This window comes from Variovorax sp. V35, assembly GCF_041154465.1.
Classification (GTDB): domain Bacteria; phylum Pseudomonadota; class Gammaproteobacteria; order Burkholderiales; family Burkholderiaceae_C; genus Variovorax; species Variovorax boronicumulans.
This window is the reverse complement of record NZ_AP028666.1, coordinates 4,641,461-4,652,555: the sequence shown is the minus strand read 5'-3', so window position 1 is coordinate 4,652,555 and position 11,095 is coordinate 4,641,461. Positions and strand designations below refer to the sequence as shown.

The window sequence follows — 11,095 nt, the reverse complement described above, 5'->3', positions numbered from 1 at the left end:
CCTGCCGGAGCCATCGAACCATGTCCTATCCATCGAGCACCATGACCGACATTCACAAGCAACCCGCGTCGACCCTCCGTTTCCCGCTGTCGTGGACCGCCGCCGCGGCCGCGCTGATGCTGGCCGGCTGCAGCATGACGCCGGTGCAGCTCACGCGCGACGAGATCGTGGTGCGCGTGCGCCACGACCAGAAGCAGCTGTACAAGGACCAGGCCGCGGTCGCCACGCCCATGACGTATTCCGAGGTGCTGGCGCGCGCGCTCAAGTACAACGCCGACTACCGCCTCAAGCTCATGGAGTCGGCCCTGGCGCGCGGCCTGCTCGACGTGTCGGCTGCCGACATGCTGCCCAAGCTGGTGGCCGACGCCGGCTACAACGACCGCAGCAACGACTCGGGCGGCACCAGCATCGGCATCGAGGACCGCGTGGTGAGCCTGCGGCCTTCGACCTCGGAGCAGCGCTCGCACTACTACGGCCGCGCCACGCTGTCGTGGAACGCGCTGGACTTCGGCATCAGCTACTTCCGCGCCAAGCAGGCGGCCGACGAGGTCAACATCTCGGAAGAGCGCCGCCGCAAGATCCTGCAGAACATCGCGCAGGACGTGCGCAGCGCCTACTGGCGTGCCATCGGTGCGCAGCAGCTCATCGGCGACGCCGACCGGCTGGCCGTGCGCATCGAGGACGCGCTGAAGAAATCGCGCGAGGCCGAGCGCGCCGGCGTGCTGCCGCCTGCGCAGGGCCTGGCCTACCAGCGCGCGCTGCTCGATGCGATGTCGCTGGTCAACGCCAAGCGCCAGGAGATGCAGTTCGCCAAGCGCGAGCTGGCCGCGCTCATGAGCCTGCCGCCGGGCGTCGACTTCACGCTGGTCGAAGGGCCGCAGGACGGGCGCGCGCCGGTCACGCTGGACATCGACAAGCTGGAGCTTGCCGCGCTGGAAAACCGCGCCGAGCTGCGCGAGGAAGACTACAAGGCGCGCATCGGCATCGCCGAGACCAAGAAGCAGATCGCCTCGCTGTTCCCCAGCCTGAACCTGTACGCCGGGGCGCGCTACGACTCCAACTCCTTCCTCTACAACAGCAACTGGAGCGACGCGGGCGTGAGCCTGTCGATGGACCTGTTCCGGCTGGCGGCCATCCCGGCCATCAACCGCACCAACGACGCGCGCAAGAAGACCGACGAGGCCCGCCGCCTGGCGCTGACCATGGCGGTGGTCACGCAGGTGCGCGTGTCGGCCGAGCGCTACAAGCTGGCGGTGGTCGACCAGGAGCTGGCGGCCGAATCCAGCCGCGTCGACCAGCGCATGGCCAGCGTGGCGCGCGCCGGCGCCAGCAACCAGCTCGAGAGCGAGCTCGAGGCGTTGCGCGTCGATGCGCGCGCGCTGGTGTCGCGCTTCCAGCTGGCCACGGCCTATGCGGCCACGCAGACCTCGTACGGCCGGGTGCTCAACTCGGTCGGCATCGACCTGATGCCGGCCACGGTGGCCAGCACCGACATCAAGACCGTCGCCAGGGCCATCGAGCAGAGCATGGCCGAAGGCGAGAAGGCGGTGTTCCTCGAAGCGGCGCTGATTCCGGTGCGCAACCGGCCGGTGACCGTGCGCGTGCGCGACCTGCCGGCGGGCGTGAGCGAAGCGGCGGTGCGCAGCGCGGTCGAGCGCATCGTCACGCGCAACGAGCTGGTGGCCTCGGGGGCGGCCGATGCGCTCGTGCTCACGCTGGCCTTCCAGCGCAATGTGCCGCAGCAGCGCGGCACCACGCGCGCCCAGTGGCGGCTCACGCTGGCCGAGCCGGGCGGGCGCGAGCTGCTGTCGCAGAGCTACGCGAGCTACGTGCCGGCCGTGACGACCGAAAGCGCCGTGAGCGCCTTCGCCGAGGCGGCGACGCTGTCGGTGATCACGGATGTGCGGCGCCTGGCGCGCACGGGCGCCACGGTGACGCAGAAGTGAAAGCGAGCCCGCCCTTGAAACCGTCGTCCTTCTCCGCGCTTCGCGTCGGCGTGCTCCTGGCCTGCGCCCTGGGCGGCGCCCTGCAGGCCGGCGCCCAGCCGGCACCCGCGCCGCGCACCGCCCCGGCGGGTGCGCCGGGCAACCTGGCGCCGGTGCGTTTTCTCGTGGTGGCCGCGCAGGAAAGCGTGCTGTCGGCCTCGGCCCCGGGCCGCTTCGCGAAGGTGCCGGTGAGCCTGGGCGACACGGTGCGCGCGGGCCAGGTGCTGGCCGCCTACGAATGCGACGAGATCCAGGCGCGCCGCGCCGCCGCGCGGGCCGAGCACGAGGCCGCCAAGGTGCAGTACGTGGGCAAGCTGAAGCTGCAGGGCCTGCAGTCGGCGGCCGAGATCGAGGTCGAGCTGGCGGCGGCCAACGTGAACAAGGCGCAGAGCCAGGTCCGCATCTTCGATGCGCAGATCGCGCAGTGCAATTTCGTGGCGCCGTTCGCCGGCAAGGTGGCGCGCGTGCATGTGAAGGTGGGGCAGGGCGTGAACCCCGGCGCGCCGGTGGTCGAGCTGGTCGGCAACGGCCCGCTGAAGGCGCGCATGAACGTGCCCTCGCAATGGCTCGCGTGGCTGAAGACCGGCCAGCGCCTGGACGCCACGGTCGACGAGACCGGCGCTGCGGTGGTGTTGAAGGTCACGCGCGTGTCGGGCCGCGTGGACGCGGTGAGCCAGACCATCGAGATCGAGGCCGAACTCGCGGGCGACGCGGCCGGCCAGGTGCTGCCGGGCATGAGCGGGCAGGTGCGCGCGCCGGTCGGCAGGGGATGAGCGCCGCGCGCGGCAAGGGCGGGGCGTCGTGACCGATCTCGCGTTCCATGCGCTGGCCGCCAAGGTGCGCGCGGCGCAGCGTCCGGCCGACCTGGCCTTTCTGATCTGCAACGAGACCCACGCGATCGCGCCGTACCGGCAGGCCGCGCTGGTCGGCTTCTTCGGCGCGCGCCGCACGCGGCTGGTGGCGCATTCGGGGCTGGCCGATGTCGAGTCCGATTCGCCCTATGCGCTGTGGCTGGCCTCGGTGGCCGACCACCTGAAGGCGCGGCTGGACGAACTGCCGGCCGCCGCGCGCGTGCTGGCGCTGTCGCCCGGCATGCTGCCGCCGGCGCTCGCCGCCTCGTGGGCCGACTGGCTGCCCGACCAGGTGTGGGTGCTGCCCATGGCCGACCCCGACGGGCGCGCGCGCGCCGCGTTGTTCCTGGCGCGCGAGGCGCCGTGGCCCACCGAGTTCGACGCCAAGGCGCCCGAGTTCTTGCTGCTGCAGGCCGCCGCGATGTATGGCCATGCGTGGTGGGCGCTGACCGGGCGCCGCCGTTCCATCGGCACGCTGCTGCACGACGCGTGGGCGCGCAAACCGCTGCGCTGGGCGCTGGCGCTGCTGCCGCTCGCGCTGCTGGTGCCGGTGCGCGAGTACGCGCTGCTGCAGGCCGAGGTGATCTCCACGCGCAGCCAGGTGATCGCCTCGCCGCGCGACGGCGTGATCCGCCGCATGACCGTGCCGCCCAACACGCCGGTGGTGGCCGACCAGACCATCGCCGAGCTCGACGACACCACGCTGGACAACCGGCTGGCCGTGGCGCGCGCGGCGCTGTCGACCGCGCGGCTGGAACTGCACCAGGCGTCGCAGCGGGCCATCGAGTCGCAGTCGGCCAAGGCCGAGCTGAGCCTGGCCGAAGGGAAGCTGCGTGAGCGCGAGGTGGAGGTGGGTGCGCTGCAGCGCGAAGTGGCGCAGCTGCAGATCAAGGCGCCGGCCGCGGGCGTGTTCGTGTACTCCGACCCCGACGACTGGGCCGGACGCCCGGTGCAGACCGGCGAGCGCGTCGGGCTGCTGGCCGACCCGGCCGTGCTCGGCGTGCAGGCCTGGGCACCGGTGAGCGAGGCGGTCAACCTCGCGCCGGGCGCGCCCATGACCCTGTTCCTGCGCGTGGCGCCACTGGACCCGGTGTCGGCCCGGCTCGACCACGCCGGCTACCAGGCGGTCGAGGCGCCCAACGGCGTGGCCAGCTACCAGCTGCGCGGCCACCTGAGCGAGCCCTCGGGCGTGGCGCGCATCGGCCTGCGCGGCACGGCGCGCGTGTCGGGCGAGTGGACCGTGCTCGGCTACCTGCTGCTGCGCCGGCCGTTCGCGGCGGCGCGGGAGTGGTGCGGATGCTGAGCGGCACGGCGCCCGCAGGCCGTGGCGCCCCCGCGGGCGTTGCAGCGCCGCCGCCGTGGCCGGCCCTGCGAGAGGAACTGCAGATTCATCCGGCCGGCGCCAATGGCGACGGCTCGCCGGCCTGGCACGTGTGCGACCCGGTACGCAACCTGTTCTTTCGCATCGGCTGGCTGGAGTTCGAGATCCTGCAGCGCTGGCCGATGGCCGATGCCGCGCGCATCGCGCAGGCGATCGAACGCGACACCCCGCTGGCGCCCGACGCCGACGACGTGGCGCGCTTCCAGGGCTTTCTCGAACAGCACCAGCTGCTGCGCACCGTGCGCCGCAAGCCGCCGATGCCGGCGTGGCGCTGGCTGCTCAACAACTACCTGTTCGTGCGCATTCCGCTGGTGCGGCCGGCGCGGCTGCTCGAGAAGATGCTGCCCTGGGTCGAGTGGCTCTACAGCCGCTGGTTCGTGGCGCTCAGCGCGCTCGCCGCCGGCGTCGGCGTGCTGCTGGCGGCGCGGCAGTGGGACACGGTGGCGGCCCAGTTGCGCGGCGCCATCAGCTGGGAGGGCGTCCTGGGTTTTGCCGGCGCGCTCGTGGTGTCGAAGCTGCTGCACGAGATGGGGCACGCGCTCATGTCCACGCGCCACGGCGTTCGCGTGGGGCACATGGGCGTCGCGTTGCTGGTGATGTGGCCGATGGCCTACACCGACACCGGCGAGAGCTGGAAGCTGGCGCGCTCGCGGCACCGCCTGGCCATCGCGTCGGCCGGCATCTGCGCCGAGCTGGTGCTGGCCGCGTGGTCGACGTTGTTGTGGGCCTTCATGCCCGACGGCGACCTGCGCAACGCGCTGTTCTTTCTGGCGACGACGGCCTGGGTGCTGACGCTCGCGGTGAACGCCAGCCCCTTCATGCGCTTCGACGGCTACTACATGCTGACCGACGCGCTGGATTTTCCGGGCCTGCACGAGCGCGCCGGGCAGCAGGCCAAGCGCGCGCTGCGGCGCTGGCTGCTGGGCTTCGACGATCCGTCGCCCGAGACGCTGACGCCGGGCTTTCGGCGCTTTCTCATCGCCTTCGCGTTCGCCACCTGGGTCTACCGGCTGGTGCTCTTCATCGGCATCGCGGTCGTCGTCTATCACGCGTTTTTCAAGGCGCTGGGTGTGTTCCTTTTCATCGTCGAGATGGGCGTGTTCGTGGTGCGGCCGGTGATGGCCGAGCTGCGCGTGTGGCATGCGCGGCGCGGCGAGATCAGGCCACGGCGGCGCCTCGGCGCGGCGCTGCTGCTCGCGCTCGTGGCGGTCGTGCTGCTGGTGCCGTGGCACGGCGGCATCTCGGCGCCGGGCGTGGTCCGGGCGGGCGTCGAGCAACCCGTCTTCTCGCCCTACGCGGCGCGGCTGGCGGCGATGGAAGCGAACGACGGCGCGGCCGTGGCGGCGGGGCAGTCGCTGGTCACGCTCGAGGCGCCCGGCCAGACGGAGGAGCGCGAGAAGGCGCGCGTGATGTCCAGCGCCTACGCGCGCGCGGCGCGCGGCGCCATGGGCCTGGAAGAACGACCGGCGGCGCAGCAGGTGCTGGCCGAGCAGCAGGCCAGCCGCTGGGACACCGAACGCCGCGCGCGCGACGCCGAGCTGCTGCGCCTGCGGCTGGTGGCGGCGCACGGCGGCACGCTGCGCGACGTCGATCCGCTGCTGCAGTCCGGCACGTGGGTGGCGCCGTCGCAACTGATGGCGATGGTGGTCGACGGCCGGCGCTGGCGCGTGGAAGCGCTGGTGCCCGAGCACGACCGCCAGCGCCTGGCGGCCGGCAGCCGCGCGGTGATCCTCGTGAAAGGCCGCACGCGCAAGCTCGAAGGGCAGGTGCGCGCCATCGACAACAGCCCGGTGCGCCGGCTGCCGCACCTGTTGCTGGCGCAGGACCACGGCGGCCCGATCGCGCTCAACCCGACCGCGCAGAAGAAAGACCTGCGTCCGGCCGAAGCCTGGTTCCGCGTGACGGTGGAGGGAGAAGACGACGCGCCGGTCGATGGGGTGCGCGAGGTGCGCGCGCATTTCGAAGGCACCCGCGAGAGCCTGGCCCGCCGCTGGGTCCATGCGGCGACCGCGGTGCTGATCGAGCAGTCGGGGTTCTGAACAAGCGCGCCCGCTTGCGCCGGCCGGCCATGTGCCGGCAGGCGATGCCCGCGGTCTGCCTTACAGCCGGGTGTGCTCGGAGCGCGGCAGGCGGTCCTGGTCGGAACGCAGGACTGCCAGCATGCTCATGAGCGTCACGCCCGCGGCAAGACCGACCAGGAAAGCAAGCACAACGAGGGAGGGGTCGGTTGTCATGCGGTTCTAACGCCGACCCATCCCGCAAGGTTTACGAGTGTTTACACTTATTTGTCATGTCTGCAGGTCCGGGGTAAACAGGCGTCTGCAAAAGGGTCCCTGTGCTTCGGCACCCACCTGCCACACGGCGTGGCTATAGTCGTTCGACCATGCAGAAACGGATCGAGGTTGTCTTTGTCTCGCGGCGCAATTCGCTGCGCAGCGTGCTGGCCGAGGCCTGTCTTGCCCACCTCGATGCGAAGCGCTTTTCGGTGCGCTCGTGCGGGCAACCGGGGCGGCTGGCGGCGGACGTGCATCCCGCGGCCGTCGAGGCACTGGGCAGCGCCGGCATGGCCTTGCCGACGTCGCCGCCGCGCAGCTGGGATTTGCTGGCGCGCGCGGGATCGCACAACGCCGATGTCGTCATCACGCTCGACCCCGCGCTCGAACCGCTGCAACCGCGCTGGCCCGGCCAGCCCGATGCGGCCCTGTGGCCTTACCCCGACGTGGCCGGCGCCAACACCGGCCCGGACGACGCGGCGCATGGCGCGCTGCAGGTGCTGTACTCGCTGCGCCGCCGGCTCGAACTGCTGGTCAACCTGCCGCTCGTGGGCGCCGACCGCAGCGCGCTGCGCTCCGACATCCGCGACATGGCGCACATGCGCTGACGCGCGCTAGGGCGCGGCGAGCCGCAGCACGAAGGTCTTGGTGTGCGGGTCGGTGAGAAACACCTGCGCCACCTGCCAGGCCTGCGCATGCGCGTCGCGCCAGGCGGTGGCGTACTTGATGTCCAAGCGGGTCATGGGGGGCTCGTCGAGCCGCTCGAGCCGGCGCCAGAGCCGGTAGCAGTGCGCGACCTGCCGGGGCGAGCCGAGCAGTTCCTCGAGTTTGATGCGGTAGGTGAATGCCGCCACCATCACGTCGCGCACCGTGACGTTGCGCCCCTCGACTTCGATGGTGTAGAGGTGTTCGGCGGAGTGGGTCTCGTCCTTCATGCGGCGGCGCGGAAATCGGGGCGGACGGTGTCGACCTGCGGGGCAGGCCGGTCGGGAGGATGCGCAGAAAGAGGGAGACGGATCACGGCCGCTCCATCCTAGATGGCACGCTGTTTCGGCGCGAGTGCCGAAAGTCATGCGGGTGTTCACACATGGTGTCCCTTTGCGCGAAGCGCGTGAAATTGTTATTAAACGAAATTAAATGCTAATACCTAGGAACTATGTCCTAGGGCGGCGCCGGCAGTAGCCCTAAGCTCCTCACTGACATGAGCGCCACACAGCAACATCTTTTCGTCGAACTTTCCGACGGTTGGTCCAGCGAGATCGACATCCGCCAGACCACCGGCGGCCGCTATGCCGGCGTGGCCGAACTCCGCCTGCGCGGGCTCAAGCGCGGCGTGCTCGTCTTCATGCAGCAGCCCTCGCTGGACGCCGCACTCGCGCGCGTGCGCCTGCGGGCCAGCCAGTTCGCCCGCGAGCGCCTGTCGCTCGCCGAAGCCCGGACCGGCGCACGGGCGAGCTGACCGGGTTCATCCGCACCCCGCGGTTGAAGTTTTTCTATCCCGGCCATCGGGATTGCCAAACCCGCTGCACCCGCAAGCGGCGCACCATCGAGGCTCACGGATCTCACCGATGGAGCACACGACATGTTGAAGACCTTCAGGAAAGCCATGGGCGCCGCCATTTCGCTGGCCGGGTTCGTGGTGCTGGTGACCCAGCAACTCTGAACGCCCGGCCTCTTTTCCCGCATGCCGCCGCTCAGGGCCGCGCCGGCAGCAGCGGCGAGGTGTACACCGCCGGCGGCGGACGCTGCGGATACACCGAGGTGCCGAAGGTGTTGCCCATGCGATGCCCGGTCGCCGCGCGGTTGAACAACCCCAGCTGATTGCCCGGCCGCTGCGTGATCGCTTCCGAGGCCAGTCCGGGCGCCGCGTCGTCCGGCGCGCGTGTCGGCATCGTGGGCGCGAGCTTGCGGGTCAGGCAGTCGTAGGCGGGCGTGCGCTCGCCATTCACCACCACTTCGACGCAGCTGCCGTCGGCCTCGCCGCCACTGGAGGGCGGCGTCTGCGCCACCGCGCCAGTGCCGATCACCGAGAGCATCACGCCGAACAGCCACACACCGACGCGCATCGTTGCACCCCAGGAAAAAAGAAGAAGAAACGCCGTGCCGCGACCACGGCCAACCGGGCAGTCTGGGCCCCGTGCAAGTCAGGAAGAAGACGGAATCTCGCGAGGTCGGAAGTGTGAACGAAACGTCACATGTCGGTCATGCGCGGTCGCTAGTCTCGCCCGCACGCTCACCCGGGCCGCACGGCGGACGGCCGCTTTCCAGACCCTTCGTTGCTGCTGTTGATCCTCCGTCACATGACACGTACTTCCGCATCGGGCGGTGGCCTGACACTGTCCTGGTGCCTGGTCATGGCGCTGGTGATGTGCGCCGCCCACGCCGCGGCAGCCGACGACATGGCGAGCGACGCGCCGGCGCTGCATTTCGACCTGCCGGCGCAGCCGCTGGCACGCTCCCTCGCCGTCTTCGGCCACCTCACCGGTCACTCGGTGCTCGTCACCAGCCGCCTCACCGACGGCCGCGAGGCGTCGCCGGTGCAGGGCGACTTCGCACCGCGCGACGCGCTGCAGCGGATGCTCGTGGGCACCGGGCTGGTGGCGCGCTACACCGGCGCCAGCGCGTTCACGCTCGTGCCGACACAGCTGGCGACCGCCGTCCCCGACGAACGCGCGCCAGCGGGCGCCCCCACGGCCGGCAATGCCCCGGCCTTGCAGGCCTACGCGGCCGTGCTGCAGGGGGCGGTCACGCGCGTGCTGTGCATCGCGCAGCCCGACGCCTTCGGCCGCTACCGGCTCGCGGTCCAGTTGTGGATCGATCCGGCGGGCGCCGTCACCGAGGCCCGCCTGCTCGAGGGCAGCGGCGTGCCGGCGCGCGATGCCACCGTGCTTGCCAGCCTGCGCACGCTCGGCCTGGACACGCCGCCGCCGGCCGCGCTGCCGCAACCCGTCACGCTGCTGCTGACGCCGCGCCCCGACCCGGCGCGCGACTGCCGGCCGTACCTGCGCGCGCGCGCAGGCTGAGGCGCATGTCCGAATCGATCAAGGCCTCGCTGCGCGCGCTGTTCCTGGCGCGCTATGCGCAGTTCCGCAAGCACCTGCACCACCGCCTCGGTTCGGAAGACCTCGCCAACGACGCGCTGCAGGAGGCCTACCTGCGCGTGGAGAACTCGACCGTGCGCAGCGCCGTGCGCTACCCCTCGGCCTACCTGTTCCGCATTGCACTCAACGTGGCGGAAGACCAGCGCAAGAGCAACGCGCGGCTGCTGAGCGTGGGCGAGGTCGAGGCGCTGTACGACATGGCCGACGAGGCCGCCGACCCCGCGCGCGGCGCCGAGGCGCGCAACGAACTCGAGGCGCTCGAGCGCGCGCTGGCCGAGCTGCCGCGCCGCCGCCGCGCCATCGTGCTGGCCGCGCGCGTCGACGAGATGCCGCACAAGGACATCGCGGCGCGCTACGGCGTGTCGGCGCGCACCGTCGAGAAGGAATTGCGAGCCGGCCTGGAACATTGCTGCGAGCGGCTCGGGCGGGATTTCATCCAGCGCTTCGGTCCTGGCGCCGGAAAACAGTCTCCCCATGATGACCGCTGAAGAACCCCAGGCGACCGAGGCCATGAAGCAGACCCTGCAACGCGAAGCGCAAGCCTGGGTGGTGCGGCTCGGCTCGCAACAGGCCACCGAAGACGACGCCCAGGCCTTCCGGCGCTGGTGCGCGCGCAGCCGCGAGCACGCGCAGGCCTTCGTGCAGGCGCGCCAGGTGTGGCAGGCCATGGCGCCGGCCGCGCAGCGCGTGCGCCAGCAGGAAGCGCGCGAGGCAGCCCACCGCCGTTTGCCGGTGCCTGGACGCCGTGCCCTCCTGGGTGGCGCGGTCGCTGCGTCGGTCGCCTACCTCGCGGTGTCGCCGCCGCTGGCGCTGTGGCCCTCGGTCGCCGAATGGGGCGACGACTACCGCACCGCCACCGGCGAGCAGCGCGAGGTCGCCATGGGCGACGGCGTGGTGCTGCAGATGAACACGCAGACGCGCATCAACCTGCGGCGCGGCGCGACGGAGAGCGCGGGCGAAGCCATCGAGCTGGTGTCCGGTGAGGCCGAGGTGCTGGCCGGCGGCCCGGCCTCGGCGCGCGTCACGGTCGCGGCGGGCGGCGGCACGGTGTCGGCCACGCGTGCGCGCTTCAACATCCGCCACCTCGACGGCGAGGTCTGCGTGACCTGCCTGGCGGGCCAGGTCGACGTGGCGCAAGGCACGCAGCAGGCGCGGCTCGACGCCGGCCGGCAGTTGCGCTACGGCCCCGCGGGGCTCGGCGTCGTGACGGGCGTGGACACCGGCCCCGTCGTCGCCTGGCGCCGCCGCCAGCTCGTGTTCGACCAGGTGCCGCTGTCGCAGGTGGTGGCCGAGGTCAACCGCTACCGCCACGGCCGGCTCATCCTCACGAACGAGGCGCTGGGCCGCAGCCGCGTGCAGGCCAGCTTCTCCATCGACCGGCTGGACGACGTGGCCTTCCTCGTGCGCGACGTGTACGGCGCCGAACTCACGCAGCTGCCCGGCGGCATCGTGCTGCTGGGCGCCGCCAGCGCCTGAAGTGCGTTGCAGCGTGCCGATCCGCGTG

At 71.6% G+C, this 11,095-nt stretch carries 12 protein-coding genes; 9 read left to right on the top strand and 3 right to left on the bottom strand.

All coding sequences use genetic code 11. The features are described 5' to 3' along the window. Positions 1 to 20 precede the first annotated feature (20 nt). The 4 genes from ACAM42_RS21455 to ACAM42_RS21440 are packed head-to-tail and all read left to right on the top strand — an operon-like array spanning position 21 to position 6,256. Positions 21 to 1,946 (top strand): TolC family protein, encoded by a 1,926-nt coding sequence (locus ACAM42_RS21455; protein ID WP_369629319.1) that lies wholly within the window; start codon positions 21 to 23, stop codon positions 1,944 to 1,946. 14 nt (positions 1,947 to 1,960) lie between these two features. Further along, complete coding sequence (locus tag ACAM42_RS21450) at positions 1,961 to 2,758, top strand: efflux RND transporter periplasmic adaptor subunit (protein WP_369629318.1); 798 nt, start codon at positions 1,961 to 1,963, stop codon at positions 2,756 to 2,758. A 28-nt stretch (positions 2,759 to 2,786) separates the two neighbouring features. Next, a complete protein-coding gene (locus ACAM42_RS21445) occupies positions 2,787 to 4,139 on the top strand; it encodes an efflux RND transporter periplasmic adaptor subunit (RefSeq protein ID WP_369629317.1) in 1,353 nt (450 codons plus the stop codon). Next, a complete protein-coding gene (locus tag ACAM42_RS21440; protein ID WP_369629316.1) occupies positions 4,133 to 6,256 on the top strand; it encodes an HlyD family efflux transporter periplasmic adaptor subunit in 2,124 nt (707 codons plus the stop codon). Before ACAM42_RS21445 ends, ACAM42_RS21440 begins: the two co-directional genes overlap by 7 nt. Positions 6,257 to 6,316: 60 nt before the next feature. On the opposite strand, the gene ACAM42_RS21435 is transcribed toward ACAM42_RS21440, so the two are convergent. Continuing rightward, positions 6,317 to 6,451, bottom strand: a complete 135-nt coding sequence (locus ACAM42_RS21435; RefSeq protein WP_260684871.1) for a hypothetical protein — start codon at positions 6,449 to 6,451, stop codon at positions 6,317 to 6,319. A 149-nt stretch (positions 6,452 to 6,600) separates the two neighbouring features. On the opposite strand from ACAM42_RS21435, the gene ACAM42_RS21430 reads away from it, so the two are divergent. Continuing rightward, positions 6,601 to 7,098, top strand: coding sequence for a low molecular weight phosphatase family protein (locus ACAM42_RS21430; RefSeq protein WP_062482660.1), 498 nt, complete (start codon positions 6,601 to 6,603; stop codon positions 7,096 to 7,098). A gap of 6 nt (positions 7,099 to 7,104) precedes the next feature. On the opposite strand, the gene ACAM42_RS21425 is transcribed toward ACAM42_RS21430, so the two are convergent. Next, positions 7,105 to 7,425, bottom strand: coding sequence for a hypothetical protein (locus ACAM42_RS21425; protein ID WP_070061202.1), 321 nt, complete (start codon positions 7,423 to 7,425; stop codon positions 7,105 to 7,107). A gap of 266 nt (positions 7,426 to 7,691) precedes the next feature. Between ACAM42_RS21425 and ACAM42_RS21420 the strand changes: the two genes are divergently transcribed. Further along, on the top strand, positions 7,692 to 7,949 hold the full coding sequence (locus ACAM42_RS21420) for a hypothetical protein (protein WP_095947032.1): 258 nt from the start codon (positions 7,692 to 7,694) through the stop codon (positions 7,947 to 7,949). 235 nt (positions 7,950 to 8,184) lie between these two features. Here the strand turns inward: ACAM42_RS21420 and ACAM42_RS21415 are convergent, their stop codons facing one another. Next, positions 8,185 to 8,556, bottom strand: coding sequence for a hypothetical protein (locus ACAM42_RS21415; RefSeq protein ID WP_369629315.1), 372 nt, complete (start codon positions 8,554 to 8,556; stop codon positions 8,185 to 8,187). Between the two features lie 234 nt (positions 8,557 to 8,790). On the opposite strand from ACAM42_RS21415, the gene ACAM42_RS21410 reads away from it, so the two are divergent. Genes ACAM42_RS21410 through ACAM42_RS21400 form a run of 3 tightly spaced genes read left to right on the top strand, consistent with a single transcriptional unit; the run spans position 8,791 to position 11,067 of the window. Next, positions 8,791 to 9,513, top strand: a complete 723-nt coding sequence (locus tag ACAM42_RS21410; protein ID WP_369629314.1) for a secretin and TonB N-terminal domain-containing protein — start codon at positions 8,791 to 8,793, stop codon at positions 9,511 to 9,513. A gap of 5 nt (positions 9,514 to 9,518) precedes the next feature. Then, positions 9,519 to 10,079, top strand: a complete 561-nt coding sequence (locus ACAM42_RS21405; protein ID WP_070061200.1) for an RNA polymerase sigma factor — start codon at positions 9,519 to 9,521, stop codon at positions 10,077 to 10,079. Further along, positions 10,066 to 11,067 (top strand): FecR domain-containing protein, encoded by a 1,002-nt coding sequence (locus tag ACAM42_RS21400; RefSeq protein ID WP_369629313.1) that lies wholly within the window; start codon positions 10,066 to 10,068, stop codon positions 11,065 to 11,067. Before ACAM42_RS21405 ends, ACAM42_RS21400 begins: the two co-directional genes overlap by 14 nt. Positions 11,068 to 11,095: the final 28 nt, after the last annotated feature.